The 19105-nt window shown below is 66.0% G+C and carries 21 protein-coding genes, 1 tRNA gene and 1 other RNA gene; 5 read left to right on the plus strand and 18 right to left on the minus strand.

What is annotated here, in order from left to right:
* Positions 1-83: 83 nt before the first annotated feature.
* Positions 84-180, minus strand: an RNA gene (ffs, locus tag ACQP2F_RS44915) — signal recognition particle sRNA small type.
* A gap of 81 nt (positions 181-261) precedes the next feature.
* Here ffs and ACQP2F_RS44920 point away from each other — a divergent pair.
* Together ACQP2F_RS44920 and ACQP2F_RS44925 are read left to right on the plus strand one after the other, a co-directional pair.
* Positions 262-349 (plus strand) — tRNA-Ser (locus tag ACQP2F_RS44920).
* Between the two features lie 351 nt (positions 350-700).
* Positions 701-2299 carry a DUF6119 family protein gene (locus ACQP2F_RS44925; protein ID WP_433298957.1) on the plus strand — a complete coding sequence of 533 codons (1599 nt, stop codon included), beginning with the start codon at positions 701-703 and terminating at the stop codon, positions 2297-2299.
* 25 nt (positions 2300-2324) lie between these two features.
* On the opposite strand, the gene ACQP2F_RS44930 is transcribed toward ACQP2F_RS44925, so the two are convergent.
* The 9 genes from ACQP2F_RS44930 to ACQP2F_RS44970 form a co-directional block, all read right to left on the minus strand.
* A complete protein-coding gene (locus ACQP2F_RS44930; protein WP_433298959.1) occupies positions 2325-3629 on the minus strand; it encodes a tyrosine-type recombinase/integrase in 1305 nt (434 codons plus the stop codon).
* Positions 3630-3639: 10 nt separating this feature from the next.
* Complete coding sequence (locus ACQP2F_RS44935) at positions 3640-3849, minus strand: helix-turn-helix domain-containing protein (RefSeq protein WP_433298961.1); 210 nt, start codon at positions 3847-3849, stop codon at positions 3640-3642.
* Positions 3850-4164: 315 nt separating this feature from the next.
* The gene (locus ACQP2F_RS44940) at positions 4165-5391 is read right to left on the minus strand and encodes a DUF3631 domain-containing protein (protein WP_433298963.1); all 1227 of its coding nucleotides are present in this window, start codon (positions 5389-5391) and stop codon (positions 4165-4167) included.
* Positions 5388-6260, minus strand: coding sequence for a bifunctional DNA primase/polymerase (locus ACQP2F_RS44945; protein WP_433298965.1), 873 nt, complete (start codon positions 6258-6260; stop codon positions 5388-5390). The genes ACQP2F_RS44940 and ACQP2F_RS44945 overlap by 4 nt, the downstream gene beginning before the upstream one ends.
* 176 nt (positions 6261-6436) lie before the next feature.
* Complete coding sequence (locus ACQP2F_RS44950) at positions 6437-6778, minus strand: hypothetical protein (protein ID WP_433298967.1); 342 nt, start codon at positions 6776-6778, stop codon at positions 6437-6439.
* A 398-nt stretch (positions 6779-7176) separates the two neighbouring features.
* The gene (locus ACQP2F_RS44955; protein WP_433298969.1) at positions 7177-9321 is read right to left on the minus strand and encodes a cell division protein FtsK; all 2145 of its coding nucleotides are present in this window, start codon (positions 9319-9321) and stop codon (positions 7177-7179) included.
* A 91-nt stretch (positions 9322-9412) separates the two neighbouring features.
* A complete protein-coding gene (locus tag ACQP2F_RS44960; protein WP_433298971.1) occupies positions 9413-9607 on the minus strand; it encodes a hypothetical protein in 195 nt (64 codons plus the stop codon).
* A gap of 23 nt (positions 9608-9630) precedes the next feature.
* Positions 9631-10365 (minus strand): winged helix-turn-helix domain-containing protein, encoded by a 735-nt coding sequence (locus ACQP2F_RS44965; RefSeq protein WP_433298973.1) that lies wholly within the window; start codon positions 10363-10365, stop codon positions 9631-9633.
* Positions 10365-10610, minus strand: a complete 246-nt coding sequence (locus ACQP2F_RS44970) for a DUF6284 family protein (protein WP_433298975.1) — start codon at positions 10608-10610, stop codon at positions 10365-10367. The genes ACQP2F_RS44965 and ACQP2F_RS44970 overlap by 1 nt, the downstream gene beginning before the upstream one ends.
* A 433-nt stretch (positions 10611-11043) precedes the next feature.
* Between ACQP2F_RS44970 and ACQP2F_RS44975 the strand changes: the two genes are divergently transcribed.
* On the plus strand, positions 11044-11922 hold the full coding sequence (locus ACQP2F_RS44975) for a GntR family transcriptional regulator (protein WP_433298977.1): 879 nt from the start codon (positions 11044-11046) through the stop codon (positions 11920-11922).
* Complete coding sequence (locus ACQP2F_RS44980) at positions 11909-12565, plus strand: bifunctional 4-hydroxy-2-oxoglutarate aldolase/2-dehydro-3-deoxy-phosphogluconate aldolase (RefSeq protein WP_433298979.1); 657 nt, start codon at positions 11909-11911, stop codon at positions 12563-12565. The genes ACQP2F_RS44975 and ACQP2F_RS44980 overlap by 14 nt, the downstream gene beginning before the upstream one ends.
* On the opposite strand, the gene ACQP2F_RS44985 is transcribed toward ACQP2F_RS44980, so the two are convergent.
* The 3 genes from ACQP2F_RS44985 to ACQP2F_RS44995 are packed head-to-tail and all read right to left on the minus strand — an operon-like array spanning position 12534 to position 14267.
* Positions 12534-13397: a helix-turn-helix domain-containing protein gene (locus tag ACQP2F_RS44985; RefSeq protein WP_433298981.1), complete on the minus strand. Its 864-nt coding sequence runs from the start codon at positions 13395-13397 to the stop codon at positions 12534-12536. The two genes, ACQP2F_RS44980 and ACQP2F_RS44985, sit on opposite strands and share 32 nt — an antisense overlap.
* A gap of 11 nt (positions 13398-13408) precedes the next feature.
* On the minus strand, positions 13409-13927 hold the full coding sequence (locus ACQP2F_RS44990; RefSeq protein WP_433298983.1) for a DUF6879 family protein: 519 nt from the start codon (positions 13925-13927) through the stop codon (positions 13409-13411).
* A 1-nt stretch (position 13928) separates the two neighbouring features.
* Positions 13929-14267: a hypothetical protein gene (locus ACQP2F_RS44995; protein ID WP_433298985.1), complete on the minus strand. Its 339-nt coding sequence runs from the start codon at positions 14265-14267 to the stop codon at positions 13929-13931.
* Positions 14268-14662: 395 nt separating this feature from the next.
* Here ACQP2F_RS44995 and ACQP2F_RS45000 point away from each other — a divergent pair, with 395 nt between their 5' ends.
* A complete protein-coding gene (locus tag ACQP2F_RS45000) occupies positions 14663-15514 on the plus strand; it encodes an SAM-dependent methyltransferase (RefSeq protein ID WP_433298987.1) in 852 nt (283 codons plus the stop codon).
* Between the two features lie 402 nt (positions 15515-15916).
* On the opposite strand, the gene ACQP2F_RS45005 is transcribed toward ACQP2F_RS45000, so the two are convergent.
* The 5 genes from ACQP2F_RS45005 to ACQP2F_RS45025 all read right to left on the minus strand — a co-directional run bounded on the left by ACQP2F_RS45005 (position 15917) and on the right by ACQP2F_RS45025 (position 19009).
* Positions 15917-16408 carry a hypothetical protein gene (locus tag ACQP2F_RS45005; RefSeq protein WP_433298989.1) on the minus strand — a complete coding sequence of 164 codons (492 nt, stop codon included), beginning with the start codon at positions 16406-16408 and terminating at the stop codon, positions 15917-15919.
* A 389-nt stretch (positions 16409-16797) separates the two neighbouring features.
* On the minus strand, positions 16798-17217 hold the full coding sequence (locus ACQP2F_RS45010) for a hypothetical protein (RefSeq protein WP_433298991.1): 420 nt from the start codon (positions 17215-17217) through the stop codon (positions 16798-16800).
* Positions 17186-18187 carry a type IV toxin-antitoxin system AbiEi family antitoxin gene (locus ACQP2F_RS45015; RefSeq protein WP_433298993.1) on the minus strand — a complete coding sequence of 334 codons (1002 nt, stop codon included), beginning with the start codon at positions 18185-18187 and terminating at the stop codon, positions 17186-17188. Before ACQP2F_RS45015 ends, ACQP2F_RS45010 begins: the two co-directional genes overlap by 32 nt.
* Positions 18188-18251: 64 nt before the next feature.
* Complete coding sequence (locus ACQP2F_RS45020) at positions 18252-18593, minus strand: STAS domain-containing protein (protein WP_433298995.1); 342 nt, start codon at positions 18591-18593, stop codon at positions 18252-18254.
* A 206-nt stretch (positions 18594-18799) separates the two neighbouring features.
* Positions 18800-19009 (minus strand): hypothetical protein, encoded by a 210-nt coding sequence (locus ACQP2F_RS45025; protein ID WP_433298997.1) that lies wholly within the window; start codon positions 19007-19009, stop codon positions 18800-18802.
* Between the last annotated feature and the right edge of the window lie 96 nt (positions 19010-19105).

Raw genomic sequence — 19105 nt, forward strand, 5'->3', positions numbered from 1 at the left:
TACCCCTCCTCAACGACCGGGCCATTCTCCGTCGGGGGTACGACAAGAACAAAGTCGCTCTGGGGTGGCACGTGTGCCAGGAATGAAAGGACCCCCCGTGCACCCGTCAGAGCCCGCTTATCCTTGCTGCCTTCCGGCCCTGGGGAGGTTCACGAGATACACGCCGCACGAGGGGCTGACCAAGAGCGTACCCGTCGCCGGAAAGCCGTGAGCGCCGACCCGCACGCAACCGTGGCCCCGGATGTCTGTATCCTGGCCGACGGAGGATTCGCCTAGAGGCCTAGGGCGCACGCTTGGAAAGCGTGTTGGGTTCACACCCTCACGAGTTCGAATCTCGTATCCTCCGCCACCCTGAGCAGGGCAAACATGGTGAGGCCGGACCCGAAGGTCCGGCCTTCCGTCTGTCTCCGTCTCAGTTTCCGTCTCACTACCGACCTGGCTACGCCGCTCCCTCCGTAACTTCGTCTCGCTCGCGGGTCGCGACGTACCTCGGGTGTGCACCGCAACTGCGGTCGTGCCCCTGGTCCTCGGTCCCCGGTCTGGGCCTCAGATGGGTGAATCTTCGCGACATGGGCTGTTGATCGCCATGCGAAATCATCCGGTCAGTAGGCACATGTGGCCAGACGAAGGTTCATCATGGCGCAAAGCGGGCCTACGGTAGGAGCCCGTTGCACTGCCACCAAAAGGTCGGACGTCAGCCTTGGATACAACGATCACGCTCTACAAGCTGCGCGACAGTCTCGACCGCGAAAGTTGGGGACTTCGGGCATCCGCAGATTCTTACAAGAAGCTCGAAACACGACCGATTGACGGCGTAGATGCACAGCTATTGGTAAAGTACGCGGAGCCTAAGGCACCCGAGTGGCAAGAGGATCTGCTATCGATAGCCGACCACGCGGACTTGTCAAAGCTCCAGAACGGTGCCACCGGTGCGCTACTTCTTGTCAAGTTCAAGGACTACCGCTTCATCATTGCGTATGGAGTTGGTCGGCACGCCATAGAATCGGATTCCATCGAACAAGGGTTCGGACTACGCGTCGCCGCAAGCGTGATCGAGCCAACTAGAATTCGAGCTGCGTTTACCCGCAAACCAGGCGCTCACGGTCGTACCTCCTACGTAGCTATGCCAGAAGCCGGACCTCTTTACCATCTTGGAATCGAGCCCTCTGAAGATTTAATCCGTGAAATGGAAGGGAAGCCCGCCGAAGCATTTGGGCGAGGGGTATCGGGCGGCGACACTCTCCGCTTAAGCGTGAAAGATTTCAGCCTCAGAGGACTCGGGCCGAAGCTCAAGGAAGTCGTCGATGCTTACCTGTCCGATAAATATAGAGTGCATTATCCTTTCATCGACTACTATCGCCGATTGAACCGGGGAGAGGTGACGCTCCGCTCCACGCTTGACGAGATGCTGGAAAGCCAGATACTGGCTCCCTCAAACACCGTTGACTACGGCTCGCCTGTCAGCGACCCGCGACTGCTTCCTGATTACTACGTCCTTCGCTACAAGTCGTCCTACTCATCACGAATGACGTACCTCGACTCCGACAACGTTACGGCCAAGTTGGCCACGTGGGGGGTCCGTCACCCACTCTCCGAAGTCAAGGTACTAGGACTACTGGAGAACGCAGAGGGCCCCATCTCGGAACACCGCCTTCGAGCATATACAGTCGCGGAGATTTCCCTTGATGGCCGATCGTATGCCATCTCAGAAGGGTCTTGGTATGAGATCGACGCGAACAATCTTGAGTCGATAGAAAGGGCACTGTCTCTTATACCTGAGCTGGACCCTAAAGCTATCGGCATCCGTCCGTGGCAACCAAAGCACCGAATAGAGGGCCACTACAACCGCGACCTGGCAAGGTGGTGCGGAGGCACACTGATGGACGCCAAAAACTTCATGATTGGCGGCCCTCATCAAAAGATCGAGGTATGCGATGTGCTTTCGCCACAACGCGACCTGATCTGCGTAAAGAAGGCAACGAGCGCTTCCGAACTTTCCCACTTGTTTTCACAGGGACTTACGTCAGCACAGCTGCTGGTTCGAGATTTCGAGGGTTACCGAGATCGAGTCCGGGCGCACCTAGTACCTAGCGAGGCCGGGCTTCCTTTCGACAGAGGCCAGTGGCGTATCGTTTATGCAATTGCGACAAGGAAGCCCGGACCCCTACGTAGGTCTTTGTTCTTCTTCTCGAAGATCAACTTGGAGCGGACGGCCGTTCTCCTGCGCGACATCGGCATCGATGTCGCGGTCGTTCGGATTCCCTACATGCAATCAAATGAGCAGCTAACGATATTCTGAAGAGAACGCTGAAGACCCCGGCTCGCTAACTGATTCGCCTCACGCTATGACGCCGTCTGGCTGACCTCGACAGTGCCGCACCTCCCGGCCTCGCCTCCTGAGCTCGTCGTTGAACTGGATTCGGTGCATCCGACTCCCATATAAGGCCACCGACGCGGCTGGCGATGTCAGCACGAACAGGATCAGTCACGTGCTGGTAACGGGCGGCCATGCCGGTCGTTGCCCAGCCCATCACATCCATGGCAGCGCGCTCCTGAACCCCAAGGACCATCAGCACGGTTGCCGCCGTGTGCCGCGCGTCGTGAAGCCGACCGTCCCGGACCCCCGCCCCCTTCAGGAGCTTCTTCCATTCGTGGTAATCGGTATTCGGGTTGAGCGGGCGACCAGTCGGGGTAGTGAACACCCAATCGCCTTCGTCCCAGAGCTGGGCGGCTTTCCGCCGCTCAGCATCCTGTACCTCCTTGTGCTCCCGCAAGAGCTGCACCACGCTCGCCGGCAGGCCGATCACGCGGCGTCCGGCGGCCGATTTTGTGTCGTCGGTGTCCTCGTTCACGTGCTTTCGCTGAGGGCAGTAACCGGCCTTCTTGCCGCACGGCTTGTCCGCGCATCCGTGCTCGTACTTCGGCCTGAGCCGATTGCGACGAACACGCAGCGCCTGCTTGTCGAGATCGAGGTGATCCCATTTCAAGCCAAGCGCCTCTCCCTGACGCAGTCCAAGCGCCAGCGCAATAGCCCATCGGGCGCGGTTCCGGCGCTCTCCGGCCGCCAGGAGGATGCTCTGCACCTCCGCCACCGAATACGGCTCCACCTCGATCATCGTGAGACGGGGCGACTTAGCAAGACTCGCTGGATTGTGGGTGAGATGCCCCCGCCGCATCGCCTCGTTCAGCGCGGTTCGCAGCGTCCGGAAAGCCTGGTGTGCGGTCGCGGGCTTGCTGCCGTTCTCTTGCATCCGGCGCGTCAACTTCTCGATGTGCTCGGGCGTGAGCTTCTCAAGCCGGTGTGCTCCGATACCGGGGTTGAGATGGACGTAGACGGCAACGCGGTAGCCGGAAGTCGTGTTCGCCTTGACCGACGGAGCGGCGATGTTCTCGACCCAGTAGGTCAACCACTTCTCGACTGTCCACGACGAGCCTGCCTTTCGCACGCGGCCCGAATCGCGTTCCTTTTCCAGCTTCCGGACGGCAATTATCACCTCCGCTTCGGTCTTGCGCTCGACGTGCCGCCTGTCCGGCTTCCCGTCGTCGCGGACGCCCATCGTGACCCGGCCGTGCCATTTTCCGTCGGTGCCTTGGTAGATGCTCGATGCACCGTTTGGTTTGCGCTTCATCGATTCCCTTTCAGGCGGCGGCCGGAAGCTGAATATTCTGGTGGCGAAGTCGGCTTACGTATTCGGTCAGACAGTCAGCGGGAATGCGGCGCAGTCGGCCGATAGTGACGGACTCGATCTCGCCGCTGGAAACGAGCGCGTACATGAGCGTTCGGCCGATGCCGAGTCGCTGTGCAGCCTGCTCGATCGTGAGAACAAGGGGGGTGGCGTCGGTGGCCATTGAGGTTCGCTCCTGGGTCGACGTGGCGAGGGGTATTCGGTGCCTTCACGCGGTCGCTGAGGCTCTGGCGCGTAGTCGGAGCCTCGGGACGTAGGTGCGTCGTGTGGTTGCTACAGGAGAGCTAGAACGGCCCGCTGAGCGCCGTGGAAGCAAGATCTCGGGCAGCCGTAGGTGGAGCCATGCGCCGATGGGTCTGCGTGGCTCTCAGCGGGCCGTTCTGTCAGGGTGTGCCGCCCGGGGCGGGCATGCCGTACCAGCCGTACCAGCCGTACCAATGCAGGTCAGGGGCGGTACGGCTTGTCGGGCCGGTACGGGTCAAGCCGTACCAGTGGCGTCGGCCTCGGGCGGCGGGGGCATCTCGTCGAAGGGTGCCTGGTACGGCTTGAGGCGTACCACGTTGTCGAGCCGTACCGGCTCTGAGCTGCTCTGGGACGGCTGGTACGGCTGGTACGGCTCCGCCTCATCCTCCGGCGTGTAGCGCTGCCACGCGTCGGAGAACGCGACCTTTCGGTATCCCTTGGCCTGCCCGAGCGGCGGGGCGAACCGAATCGTGTCGGGCCGGATCTCGTACTCGCGCAGCAGCGCGCCGAGCTTCATGGCGGTCAGCCCGGTCCCGCCATACTCGGCCCACGGTGCCTCGGGGTCGGCCTTCAGCCGGTCCAGGAGCACAGCGGTCGGTACGGCGTCCGCCTCCCCGAACGCGGCCCGGCAGTCGGTCAGCAGCCGGATCCGGTCGGAGGCGACGGTGTTGCTGTCGCGTTCGGCCGTGAGCACCTCGGCCGCATGCCGCCCCCGGTCGGGCCAATCGCCTCCGGCGAGATCGGCGACCGCGATCAGCGGTTCCCACGTGTCGGCCGCCCGGTCCTCAAGCGGCATGTCCGGCTCGGCCTTCTCCAGCGCGGGAAGATGGCCGGACAGCCATTCGGTCAGGTCGTTGGCGAGCTGCCGCAGCTCCGGCCCGTCGCGCCGGTTGCGGTACGGCTTGACCTGCTCGCCCGGTCCACGGCGACGCATCCGGATGACCACGGCCCGATCCTCGATCGTGTCCGGCATCTGCCCGATACCGGCGAGCGCGGCCATGGCGAACGTGGCGATCTTGTCCACCCGGTTGCGGGCGTTGTCCCACCGGATCGTGGGCCGATTCCGCTGGTGACCGGCGTTGAGCAGGCCGCGCAGCTCCTCGTTCGCTTCGGCCTGTTTGCCGCCGAAGATCGTGTCGGCCTCGTCGACCAGCAGGGTCGGCGGGTCATCGTTGCCGATCGACCGGTACACAGCAGCGGTCGAGGCGTTGACGGTCATCAGCGGGTTGCGGCAGGTGCCTTCCACCACGTCGAGCAGGCGAGACTTCCCGCACCGCTTTTCGGGTGCCCGGATGACCAGGCGGGGCGCGTGCGCCCACGCCGAGATGGCGTGCGTAGCGGCGATCCACAACACCACGGCGTCGGTGGCCTCCGGGGAGGGAAGGATGACGTAGCGGGTCAGGATCTCGTGTAGCCGGTCGAGGATGGCGGTTCCCTCGATGATCCGGTGCGGGCGGGTCATGCGGCGATCCCTTCGGTAGCAACAGATTCCGCGCGGAATCCGCCGAGAATGGCGGCGCGGGTGTCGCGGTGGCTCTGTCCCGCCGCACGTCCGGCAGCGTTGAGAGCGGCGTAGGCGTCGGCGGCGGTGAGCGCTCCGGCGGCGACCATGCGGGCCACGCCCCGGGCCGCGCCGTACAACGTGGTCCGGCGAGTGCCCTCGGGGGCGCGGGCTACCGCGTCGAGGTTGGCGGCCAGTAGGGCGGCCGGATCCGTGATGCCCCGCCCGTTGCCGATCGGGGTGACGGTGGCGGCCGGGGCTGAGGCTGCCTCGTTTGGCCGGCACAGCTCCACCAGCGGCGGGGGCATCTCCGTCACTGGCCAGTTCCCGACCGGCCGGTACGGCTGCCGGGTGCCCGGGTGGATCGAGGGTGGGGCGACGACGTATCCGCCGTCGGCCTTGATGTCGATGCCCTGGTGTCCGCGCAGTTTGGCGGCCAGCTTGATCCCGGGGTGGCGGTAGTACAGGTGCCAGCCACCGGAACCGGTCCGCACGCACCGGGTGGGCGGCATCAGGTCGGTCAGCACTCGGCCGCCGTTGCGGGGGTCGATGTCGACCACGGCCACGCCGCAGATGCGGCCGGTCCGGATGGCGAGCAGGCCACCGGGAACGGCCCGATGCTGTGCCCGGATCCGGTCGGGATCGCGGGTGGCCGCGTAGAAGCCGTGACAGGTCAGGTGCCCGCACGTCTCGGCCTGGTGGCCTTCCCGGTCCGTCCGGCAGTCCGGGCAGTTGGCGACCGGGCGTTTCGTGCGGCCGAGCAGGAACACGGGGTAACCCTCGGCGGCCAGCGCGAGCGCGGCGGGCAGCGTCGGGACAGAGTCCGGCATATGTGGCTCCTCGATCTGAGCGAGCGGGATGGACTGCGGTTCGGACCGACCAGCGAGAGCGGCCGGGGTGTGCTGCGGGCAGCGCGGCCCGGTCAGGAACCGGCGCACCTGGTCGGCGGCGAGACATGTCCGGGCCTCGCCACCAATCCAGTGCCCGCACGGTGCGGAGCGGCTCATCAGGCGGCACGTTGGTTGATCGCGCGCTGCCGATCCCGGCCGCCGAGCCGGATGAGCCGGGGATAGACCTCGTTGAGCAGCTCGCGCATGATCTGCAATGCGGTAGCGAGCTGCCAGCGGGCAACCTTTTCGTTGCTGTGCAACGGGATCCGGGCGCGGATCTCGATGTACTCGACGTCTCCGGCGCGTACGCGGGTGAGCCACGCCCGGCCGCCGATCTCGTCGGCCTTGATGTCGGCCGACCGGTGCACGTCGAGACCCTCGCAACGGTGGTCCCGGGCGCACCAGGTCGTGTGCGGGGTCTCGGCCCGCTGGATGCGGGCCATGGTCCGGGTGGCCATCAGCGGGTGCCCTTGTCGTGCAGCTCCCGGAGGCTGTTGATGATCCGGCGGCCGATCCGTAGGCGGCGGCCGTCGCCGCCGCAGCGGCGGCACAGACCGAACGCCCGGCCGAACGGCGACCGGCGTTTGCCGGATCCCTTGCACTTGCGGCACGCGCCGAACGGCCAGATCCAGCAGCCGACGCCGGGTGACGATCACGAGGGTAAGGCAGAGCAGGCCGGACAGACCGGCGGAAGGGGTTGCGGTCGCGGCGAGGGTGGCCACGGAAAGCCTCCAGGGCGGGTTTTGGGGCTTGAGCTGGGGCGGGGGCGACCCGCGACCGGCCGATGTATGGCCTGACCAGGCCGGTCGCGGGTCGAGTCGCGTGAACGCGACCGGTCGCGGGTCGTCCGCGACCGTCAGGCGGCTTTCCGGCGGCCGATGGCGGCGTCGATGTCGTCGGTCTTGGCTCCCTTGAGCGCCTTACCGTTCCGCTTGACATCTACGCTGCGTACACCGAACGCCCGAACCTGAGCCGAGATCGACTCGGCCGTCACATCGGCGTACGCCTCCGGGAGACGCTCGCCGAGCCGGGAGGCGATCTCCTCCCATTGCGCGCCGGTCTCGCTGCGCTCGATCACGCTGCGGACGTCGGCAAGCACGTCGCGGGCGACCCGGGCGATGTCCTCACCGGCCGCCATCCCGGACAGTGTTCCCGCGGCTTCCCGCAGTGCCCGCGCGGCGGTCAGGATCTTCTCGGCGTCGTCGGCGTCGGCGAGGTAGGTCCGCACGGTCGGGGTGGCGTCCGATGCGCCGCGCAGGATGCCTACGCCCTTGTAGGAGGGCAGCAGGGTCGAGCTGTCGTGTCCCTCGGAGTAGGCACCCGACCCAAGCACCAGGTCGGACACCTGCCACGAGCCGGTGCGCAGGCTGAAGCGCACCTGGTGGTTGTCGCGGAAGGAGACGAACTGCTGGGCGACCTGCCCCGACCCGATCCCCGACGGGCGCTGGGTGGCGTCGACGAACCCGACTCCAGCGGCCGGGGCGACCTTGACCAGGTAGACCAGCAGGGACGCGATCTCCTTGCTGATGTCGCCGAGGTCGAAGTACTCCTGGAACTCGTCCAGGAACACCAGCCGGACCGGCATCTTGTACTTCGGGTCCCGGGCGATCTCCCTGGTCAGCTTGCCTTCCGGGCAGACGTCGACGGGGAGTTTCGAGAGCCGCTCGTACCGGTCCTGGACGTCGGCCTTGATCTCCCGAAGGGTGTCCAAGACGATCTCGGCGGGGTCGCCGTCGCGGGTCATCGCCAGACCGAACGCGCACCGGTCGGCCACTAGCGAGAACTTGCGCCAGTCCGGCTTACCGCCCCCGTCGAGCACGGTGAGCTTCACGTACGGGTCGAGCGCCGCGTACAGGGCCAGCAGCCGGGCGGCGAAGGTCTTGCCCTGCCGGGGCTGAGCGCCGATCAGAATGCTGTTCCAGAGCAGGTCCACCATGACCTTGTTGCCTCGCTCGTCCAGTCCGAACGGGGCAGGCTGCCACACGTCGGTGGCCTTGCACCGCAGCAACGGCGTTCGGCCGGCGCCCGCCGACAGCGGATCCCGGTCGGCCACCCACAGCGTGTGCCGACGGTGCGAGCTGAAGTCCCGGCTGATGAAGACCTGGGAGATCGCCACGTCCAGGCCGGACGCGATCGCGCCGCGCGCCTTCACGGCCTCGTCGAAGGTCTTGCCGTACGGCAGATCGATGCTGACCTGGGAACCGGTACCGGAGGGGTCGCGGGCCATGGTCGAGCCGAAGCTGATCTGCTGGTGGGGCTTGTCCGGGTGGCCAAGTCCGGCGGCGTAGTAGGCCCGAAGGATGATGTCGGGGTTGACCCGCCGGAACCGTCCGGCGACGGTGGCGGGGGTGATGATCGGCCGGTCGTCCGGGCGGCCGAAGTGCGCGAGGAACGCCACCACGGCCGTGACGACCAGGGCGAGCGTCCACCACGGGGCCGTCGCGTACAGGATCGGGCCGCCGATCACCACGGTCAGCATTTCGGCGCACAGGACGATGAACCGCCACATGCGGGTGGCCTTGACCTCCCGGTGCAGCTTGAGCCACATCGCGGGGTCGTTGGCGTCGGCCGTGCCCTGTCGTAGTGCGTACTGCTCGGTGACCCACCACCATTTGATCTGCCGACCGGCGAGCCGGAACACGCCGACGGTGGCCCAGAATGCGGCGAGGATGGCGTACTGCGGCGACCGCAGGGCGTGGAAGCCGCACCGGTAGCCGAACACGGCGAGGGTCTGCCGGATGCTGTGCTTGATGTTCGGACAGGTCGACCAGCCGACCGGCACGATCGGCACCCGACCGGCCGCCCCGGACGGCGGAGGCGGGTCGACGGGCATGCCGCCGGGGGTCGGCGACTCGTCGAGGGTCACCTCAAAGTGGGTATCTCCCGCCACGGTGGTGCGGCGGGTCCGGGCCTCGTCCAGGTCAACGACCTCGGCGACGTCGGCCTCAGCGGCGGTCCAGTCGAACTTGTTGTCGTCAGGGGTGGGGTTCTGCGGGACCATCAGGTTCTCTCCTGTGGGTCATGAAGGGCTTGCGGAGGGAACCGGCGGCACGGCGTCGCTTTGGTCGGTTGAGCCGTGCCGCCGGGCGAAGTCATCGGGGCGGCTGGTGGTCGGTGGCGTAGAGGAAGCGGAACAGGGCCTGCTGCAACGCGACCAGGTCACGCGAGTGGATCGGGCGGGGGTAACCGTGCTTGGTGAACTGCTCTGCGATGTCGATCAGCAGGCCGAACGTGAACCGCCGGTCAGCGTCGGGACGCGGCAACGGGTAGACACGCTGCTCGGTCATGATGAGTGGCTCCCCTTTCTTGATCAGGCGGCGGCGAGGGCCGGGGTTTCCGCAGGCTGCGGGGCGGATGGTGACGCGTTGGTGACGCGCAGTGCGGCGAGGTGACGCCGCACGGTCGACGGGGAAACCTCGGCCTTCTTGGCGATCTCCGCGACGCTCGCGCCCGGCATCCGCGCGGCCACCTTGGCGACCTTGGCGGCCGACGCGGGACGCGGCGTGACCCGCGTCGCGGGTGTCTTCTTGACCGGCGCGGCCGGGACGGGCGGCACCTCGGCGACCGGCGCGGCTGGCGCGTCCGGCACCGTGTTGATGACGGTCGCGATGTCCTCGGCCACGTCGGCGACGCGGCGGGCGGTCGCCAGCAGCGCGCCGGTAGCCATGACCATCAGGCCGTCAACAGCCAGCGGGCCGAGCATCGCGGTCAGGGTGTCCTCGCCGTAGAAGTTCAGCAGTCCGGCGAGGTGTTTGTAGGAGACGAACGCGGCGACAAGGGCGACCGGCAGCAGACCACCGAAGCGCAGCGACGTCCAGCGGCGGCCGGACGGCCACGCCACCCGAGCGAGGATCTCCGTCGCCACGAACAGGGCGACCGGCCAGAAGATCGCACCGACCACCGCGCCCGTCTGCGGAGTCCAGGCGGCCGGAGCGCCCGTGGGCGGGACGTACGAGTGGGCGACGTTCGCGGCGATCGACACCGTGCCACCGAGGGCGGCACCGATGTAGGCCCAACCGCGACCGGTGACGGAAGGCTTGCGCATCAGGCCACCGCCTTGCGGACGGTGGGACGCGCGGCCAGCTCGGCGGCCACGCGGATGACTCGGGCTTCGGTCCGGCGCTTGCGGCGCCAGTCCAGGGCAGTCGGTCCGCCCCGCTCGTCGTCGGCGTAGATGAGAGAGATCTCAGCGTCCAGGTCGTCAAGCTCGGCCTCGATCAGCGGCCACTCGGCCTCGATCTCGTCCAGGTCGGCGGCCGACGGACCCTCGGTGACCAGGTGAAGCTTCATGGGATGTCCTCCAGTGGAGAGGTCGGCACGGCAGTGACCGCAAGCGGTAGCCACCGCGCCGACCAGCGGAAATAGGGAAAGGAAGTGCAAGAACGGGCCGCAGCATGCGGCCCCATGTGTGATGCGAATGCGCAGGTCAGGGTCTTGCGACCCACACCCGCGCCTCTATTTGCGCCTCACTGTTCAGTTCTCAAAGGACAGACGAGCGGCGTGCGACCGTGTCGCCTTCCGTGCTCCCGTCGGTGTTGCCGTCATCACGTCGTCCGTGATGGAGACAACCTAACAACTGCTAGCTCTACAGGTCAACTGTTATGTTCACGAAGTCGATCTGTTTGGCACAAACCAAGTTTGAGCAGCTAAAGAAGACAGGTCTGTTAGGTGGCTGATAGGCTCGGGCCGTTGCTACACACCCGCTATCAGCAGGGAGCACGCCATGCCGCCAGGCATCGACCCCGTACCGACCCCCGTGGAGTCCCGCACACGTCAGGTAGCGCGCAACATCAGGACGGCGATCGAGGCAGGACAGCTCAGGGACGGTCAAGCCCTGCCGTCCACCCGTGAACTGGCCAAGCAGTGGAACGTCAGCGTCTTCACGATCAACGAAGCGATGAAGATGCTCATTGACGAGGGCCTGGTCGTCAGCGAGTCCCGGTCGAAGCGGACCGTGCATGCGCCCGACCAGCGGCAACGCAACGACTTGCGCGCGGGGGCACCACACGTACTACTGATCGGTGGCTATGCGGGAAGCGGCAAGAGCGAGCTGGGCCGCATCATCGCTCGCGAAACCGGCTGGCCGTTGATCGACAAGGACACGATCACTCGACCGGTCGTCGAAGCGGCCCTTGAGCTGCTCGGGCTGTCTCCGAACGACCGGGAGTCGGATCCGTATCTGAACATCGTGCGGCCGCGGGAGTACGAGGCTTTGATGGCGACGATGGTCGAGAACCTCGAGTGCGGTAACAGCGTGATCGCAACCGCGCCGTTCATCCGCGAGTTCTCCGACCGGGCTTGGATCGACCGGACCCGCGAGCGCCTCAGCGGCTCCAACGCCTCGATGTCCCTGGTCTGGGTGCATTGCGACGCCGAGACAATGCACCTGTACCTACGAGGTCGAGGGGCGGCGCGCGACGCTGGCAAGCTGGGTGACTGGTCGAGCTACCTCGCCAACATCACGATCGGCTTTCGGCCGGACGCCCCGCATCACGTGATCGAGAACTCAGCATCGAGCACGCCATTGCAGCAACAGGCCAGGGAACTGATCGCCGCGCTGACCAGCGACACGCCGGGAAAGGCAACCCTTGCTGAATCTTGACGAGATCTTCGGCGGCCACCGGGTGATGGTCATCCTTCGAGGGATGCCCTCGCCCGGCTCGGCCGTCGATGCCGCACACCGTGCGTGGAACGCTGGCGTCGAACTGGTGGAGGTGCCTATAGGGCAGCCCGGCGACACAGAGACCTTGGCCGCCGTCGCCGCTGCCGGCCAAAGTCGGGACAAGGTCGTCGGCGCAGGAACCATCATCGCGACCGGCCGCCTCCAGGAGGCACATGCGGCCGGAGCGCGGTACACCGTGGCCCCTGGCTTCGACTCGCGCATGATGGCGCAGAGCCAAGCAATGGGCATGCCGCACCTTCCGGGCGTAGCCACGCCGAGCGAGGTGCAACAGGCATGGTCAGCCGGGTGCCGATGGGTGAAGGTCTTCCCAGCGAGCACGCTGGGACCGACCTGGTTCTCTGCGATCCGTGGACCGTTCCCGGACGTCAGCTATCTGGCGACTGGTGGCGTGTCTCTTGCCGCCGCTCCGGACTACGTTGCTGCCGGAGCAAGCATCGTCGCTTTCGGGGCCTCGGCTGTTGCTCCTGAGCGGGTCGACGATCTTGCGGAGCTTGTCAACAGATTGGTCCGAGAGACCAAGGGCGCGGTAACTACTCCAGAGGCGGCGGAGCATCGCCCCTGAGCAGTTCATCCAGCTCACTCATGACGATGGACCTGGCACCTGAGCCATACACGGCGAGACCTGACAGGGCCGCGAACGATCGGGCGTACAGCGCGATTTCACGTGGCTGGGTAACGGCGATCTCCGCCGACACAGCCTCGACATGAACGAGGCGGTTGTCGAAGATGATGAACTGATTGGATGGCGCGACGTAAGGGGCGTTCGCTGGGATCACCCCGAGTCTGACTCGCGGCATCGACATGACCGACAGGAGACGGTCAAGCTGTCCGGCCATCACGTCAGCGCTTCCAACGAGAGTCTTTAGTGCCTGCTGGCCCATAACGAAGTGGAACTGATGTCCGGGCCGATACAAGACTTGCTGCCGCTCCATTCGACTCGACACGCCAGCATCGGTATCGTCTGGGATCTCGTAGAACGCGGCGACACGTCGCAAGACCGATGCCGCATATTCGGCTGTGTGCAGCAAGCCCGGGATGAGGATCGGCTCATACCAGCGGAATAGTTCAGTTTCATCTTCGATTGATATCAGCTTGTTTTGTCTCGCCCGGGTTCCGGTGAGGAGACGCCGCCGCCACTCGACATACATTGCCTCGATGTCCCGAACGGTGACGATCAGGTCGGCAGTCTGATCCTCGGCTCGGCATAGACGGCACCAGACTTTGATATCGTCCTCGGACGGGCTCTGCTTGCCGTACTCGATTTTGGAAACCTTCGAGCTGTGCCAACCGGCAAGGGTGGCAAGACCCCTGCCGGTCAGCTCAGCATCACGGCGAAGGTCACGCAGACGCTTGCCCAACGCCTCGCGTGCCTGATGAACGGTGCTGGTGGCCAACGATAACCGCTTCAGCTCTTCACGTACTCGGCGTGCGGAATCGCCAGTGACCAAAGTGTGTCACGAACCTTGTTGCAGCGTTCGACGATCACGGGATCAACGGTTTCCGCTCCACCGGAGAACGTTCCATCGGGGGTGAAAACGGTGAAGACGACGCGCTCCCTATCGATGAGCCAGAAGTCGTCTGACGGTACCTCGACACCCGCCAAGAGCGAGCGGGGCAGCCAACGAATATCCTCGCCGGAATCGATGTTCAGCGGCGCGACTGTCAGACCCCACCGCGTGTAGTCGACGTGCGGCACCGTGACGATCCTGACTCTCTCGATCCGTCTACCGTTTGCGGCAACGTCCCGGACCAGATCGAGCCACGGTTTGTGCCACTCGAAATCGTCCGGCTCCCCGGTCAGGAACTTCTGGAATGGCTCGGACTCGTCCGGAGTGTGATACGCGTCCTCCACCTCAAGGTGAAACGCCGAGCGTTCCAGCCTCCGGAAGATATCCCAGAAGTCCGGACCTTGAAGCAGTCGCACCTTAGGTTTCCTTCCGAAGCTTTCCGACCTCGACACACGACTCATGATCAGGGATGTTCATCTGTTCAAGCGCTTCCCGGTCGGCGACCGGGAACCCGCTCAGTGTGTAGGTATCACACTCGCCCGAGTCGCCGCGCCAGCGCTTGCCGGTTGGGCTCAGCGCCGCGCCCAGTTCGGTACCCGGCAAGAGATAGCTCAGCAGGGACTCGGGGATCTCCACCAAGGTCGATGGCTGGCTCATTACTCGCCAACCCTGGACCACGTACGTATCACGATCCGTCGCGTACAGGGTCGGCGAGCCACCGCCTTGCGTCGACTTGCCGAGGAACGTTAGCTGCATCGCTTCCCTCCCAGTCAGATGTTGCTCACGTTTTCTTGCCCGTGGCTCGATGTTTCGCGGGAATGCTCGAATCTGTCAAGGCCATCGATTTGAGCAAACTGAAGCAAACATCTTGGGGTCGGTCAAGAACGCTGCCTACCGTCGTTCATGGACTCGGACATTGAGGAGCGATCAGTGGACTCTCGGCTTGACGGACCCCGACGCCCTGTACCCCTGCCGCAACGGGTGTACGGATCGCACTGGCCCAGCGAGTTCTACCGATCAAGGCCAGACCCCGGGAGGTTTCGAGGCGTCGCCTCAGTCCCGATGCCCTGTCGCTCCGAGGCCCCCCGGCGCTGGGACGCGCGGCAGCTGCGGCGACTTCGGGACGGCCTCGCACAGTTGGGAGGTCGGTCGTGACTCAATTCAGCGACGTATGGGATCCGATCGACGTTTCCGTTCCGAATTCGGCGCGAAGGTATGACTACTGGCTGGGCGGCAAAGACAGCTTCGGGGCCGACCGGACTTCCGGCGAGGAGGTCAGGAAGCGCTGGCCGGGCATCGTCACAGCAGTCCGGGAGAACCGCCTGTTCCTCCGGCGTGCGGTCCGTTACGCCGCCGGAGAGCTGGGTATTCGCCAGTTCCTGGACATCGGCACGGGCATGCCCGCCACCGAGAACACTCACGAGGTGGCCCAACGGATCGCACCCGAAGCCCGAGTCGTCTACGTCGACAACGATCCCCTTGTACTGGTCCACGCCCGGGCTCTGCTCACCAGCCGGCCAGAGGGCATGACCGCGTACGTGGATGCCGACCTACGCGACCCCGACCGGATCCTTGATCACGCCAAGCAGACCCTCGACCTCACCCGCCCCGTGGCTTTGATGCTCCTCGCCGTCCTGCACTTCCTGCCCGACCTGGACCAGGCGTACAGGGCGGTGCGGCACCTGACGGCTGAGATGGCGGCGGGGAGCCTGCTCGTACTTTCGCACGGCAGTTACGACCTCATCTCGCCCGACATCGCCCGGCGGCTCAGGGAGGACAACTATCCCGGCCGCGACGACTTCTTCCCCCGCTCCGGAAATGAGGTCGCCGCGTTTTTCGACGGGTGGGAGCTGCTCGACCTCGACGACACCGACGGGAACGACGGAAGCCGATTCCCAGGCGTGATCAGCGACTGGGGTCCAGGACTGCGGCTGCCAGACGAAGTGATTCCCGCACCGTGCGAGGTGTCGATGTGGGGCGGGGTCGCCCGCAAGCCGAGCTAGCCGTTTCACCAGAGGGAGCACTGATCGAGGTGGTCGAGCGACGCCACTACCCGGAAGCAGCGATCATCCATGTCCCGCACTGCGTCGAAGGGCAAGAGCTACCAGCGCTGCCCATCGCCTCCGTGGCAGAGTCGCTGCCCAATCACCGACTCCACTTTTGCTTCCCCCTCGAATGGGTGGACAAGCCGATCGCAGAGATCGCGAGGATCGGCATCATTCCGATGGTCACCTGGGAGACGCCGGACTACGGACCACACCCATACGTCCCGGACCGGTCTGGCCGGTGGCCGCTCCCGCCAGACGCCATCGACTTCCCGTGCAGGGTCTGCCGAGGCACGCACGGCGCGGAGCTGGAGAAGCTGCTCGGCGCGTCAACCCGGCAGCAGTCACGGTGAGCTGGGCCTACTTCGAGGTGCAGGCGTCCAACCGCACGTAGCCGCCGCACCAGGTCGGCGCGTCGACCGCCACGACCTGCCACCCGTTGTCTTCACGGGTCTGGAACCGCCACGTACGCGCCTGGCTGCGGTAGCCCCCGCCGCCGCCCTCAGTGCCCCACCAGGTCGCGGAGACGTCCGTGGTCACCTCGGCACGGCCGTCGACGACCGGGCCGACGGTCAACGACCCGTATTCGAGCTTGGACGGCTTCGGCGTAGTGCCGTCCATGGCCTTGCGGTAGGCGCGCCATCCCGCCAACAGCGTGTCCTGGTGGTCGTTGTCCAGGACCGGCAACAGGCCCTGGTCGTTGGCGTAGCTGAGGGCCGAGAGGTACTCGTCGGCCGCCGCGTCCGGCGACGGCGCACCCTTGCTCGCCTCGATCGTCTCCCGCAGCACCCACGCGACCGGAACGCCCACCACGCCGCCCCCGCAGCACAGCAGGAACGTCGGTAGAAGCACGAACGTCGCGTACCTACGGCCGACCGACCAATGAGCGAACCGGGCGGCTCTACGGCGCTCCCAGGGCTCATATCGGGCCTTGATCTTCGCCAAGCCTCGCGGCCCCTGCGCGCCCGTAGTGATCACCCGAGCACGGTAGGCAGCATGGTCAACTTTGTCGATGCTGTTCCCGGAACCGTCTCAGTTTCCGTCTCGTTCGTCTCGGTTCGGCCGCACTGTCGATCATCCTTGAAGCGGCGAACGGGCAGGTCGCGGATGGTACCGGGTGATCACGAACGTAGGAGCGCAGACTTGGAAAGCGTGTTGGGTTCACACCCTCACGAGTTCGAATCTCGTATCCTCCGCCACCAGCCAGTTGATCGGCCGGGCTCCCGCGAGCCCGGCCGTTGTCATTCGGCCTCGAATCCCTCCCGGTACGCGACGAGCAGTTGCCGGTTCCCGGCGATCAGCCCGCCCATGTCGGCGGCGAGCCGGCCGAGCCGCTCCTCGGGCCGGAGCAGCGCCCGGACGACCGGGCGGTCGACTTCGGTACCGCGAACCTCGAAGCGGTGCTCACCTCCGCTTCGCTTGGCGAGACCGCCGGTGAGCTGCCGGAGCGCGGCCCACGATGACACGGCCACCGCGACGTCGACATCGGCGGTGGCGCGCTGCGGCGCCGCGCCCAGCGCGTGCCGGATCAAAATGTCGCGGGCGGTCGCGCCCACCACCATGATGTCGAGACCGCAGGCTACGGCGCGGTGGTGCAGGTCGGCCAGGACCATTGCGACCGGGTGGAGGTCAGCCGTGGTCGAGGCGTCCAAGGAGTTCATCGTTTCTCCTGAGGTCGGCGGCCGCCTCGATCAGCCGCGGATCGGCCGAGGCGACCAGGTCCGCGTAGACCAAGGGTGAGGGCACGGTGTCCACCGGATCGGCCGGGAGACGCCAGAAGCGCTCCCGGATCGCGACGTTGCCGTCGGCGCCGGCCCGGCGGAAGCGGTATTCCAGCGCCAGTTGCGCTGGCACCTCGGCTGCGTAGATGACGGCCTGGGCCGGCCGTAGACGCGGATCGAGCCGGTGGGCCGCCGTCTCACCACCCCATTGGGCGTGGGCGGCGCGAAGCGCGTCATCGGCGTTCTTCCACCAGCCGGGGTCGGGCGCGTCGAAATGCGCGAGGGTCAGCCGCGGCCAGAGCTCGAAGCCGTACGCCTCGACCCAGCGGTCGAAGAGCTCGCGCGTCCGGTAGAGCCGCCGGGGCTCGATGGCCAGGTATCCGGCGTCCTCGAGCTCCTTCATCACCCAGTGAATGGTTCCGACCGATACTCCGCAGGCGGCCGCGATGTCCCGGTAGGGCGCGGCCACCAGGCCGGGATCGGCGAGCAGGACGAACAGGACCTTGAGACCGCCGGGCTTGAAGGCACGCATCGGGCGCCCGGCCGCGCCCGGCCTCGGCGCCTCGGGCCCGCGTCGCCCGCGAACGTCGAGAAGCAAGCCGGGCCCGCGGAGGTACATGTTCCCGACCGAGTCCACGTAGTAGACGCCCTGCTCTCGCAGAATCTCGGCGACCGTATCCGACACATGCGGCGCCACCAGCACCTGCCACGTGCGAGTCGACGGGAAGTGCGCGGTGGCCGGTGAGATCCGCCGTTTCACCTCGACGAACAGAGGCTCCGCCGAGCCCAGCCGGAAGAGGGCGTCGTGCCGATCCCCATCGGCGGGCACGGTGAGGGCGACCGCGAGGCCGGCGGCCCGCAGATGAGCCGCAGCCGTCTCGAGTAGCTCGACTTCATCGTGCGCAAGCATCTCTACCGCTCGTTCAGTAATCGGCGTTGTTCATTCGGGATGAACATACACCGATTCTGAACGCTCAGAGCTGCGCCGCGGCGATCGCGTCCTCCACCTCCGGGAAGATCGCGAAATACCGGCTCAACCCCACCGTCTCCAGCAGGCGCAGCAGGAACGGGTTGGGGCCGGCGAAGCTCAACCACCCGCCGCGGTCCGCGATCACCTGCTTGGCGGTGATGAAGGCGCTCAGCCCGACCGAGTCGCAGAACTTCAGGTCGGTCAGGTCGACCACGATCCGCGGCACCGGGCGCTGCAGGAGTTCGGCCAGCGTCGAGCGCAACTGGTCGGACGTGTCGGCGTCGAGCTCGCCCCGGAGATGGAGCACCGCGACGTCGCTGCGGTGGTCGGTGACAGTGGCCTGCATGGGTGAAACGTTATTTCCGGCCGGATGATTGCCGCCGGACAACCAGTGCGCTCGGCCGTCCAAGAATCGGCCGTCCAAGAATCGGCCGTCAAAGAATCGGCCGTGAAAGAACACGAAACGGGCCGGACCCTGGGGGTAGGGTCCGGCCCGTCCGGAAAGTTCGGCTGGCCGATGAAGTCAAGCAGGCGGCGCAGCCGGCCAGGGCGCTAGATCTCGCGCCAATGCCAGCGTGGACCACGCCACGCGTCGGCCAGGATCAACGCCGAGGCGCGTCCTGGGCATGTCTGCACCTTCGACTTGCCGTCGGGGCCGCCCATCTGGGCCACTACCTCCCAGGCGTCGCCGTCGGTGCGCACGTAGACGTCACGGCGCGCGAGCCGGACGTCACCATTCCACCAGTGGTGCTCAACTCTCACATGTCAAATCTAGGACAGTTCTCGGAGATCGGCGTAGGGCAATCTTGTGAAAAGTTCTCGCCAGCCGGTTGGAGCACATTGTCTGATCCGGTGGTT

The organism is Actinoplanes sp. CA-030573, from assembly GCF_050951115.1.
Lineage (GTDB): Bacteria > Actinomycetota > Actinomycetes > Mycobacteriales > Micromonosporaceae > Actinoplanes.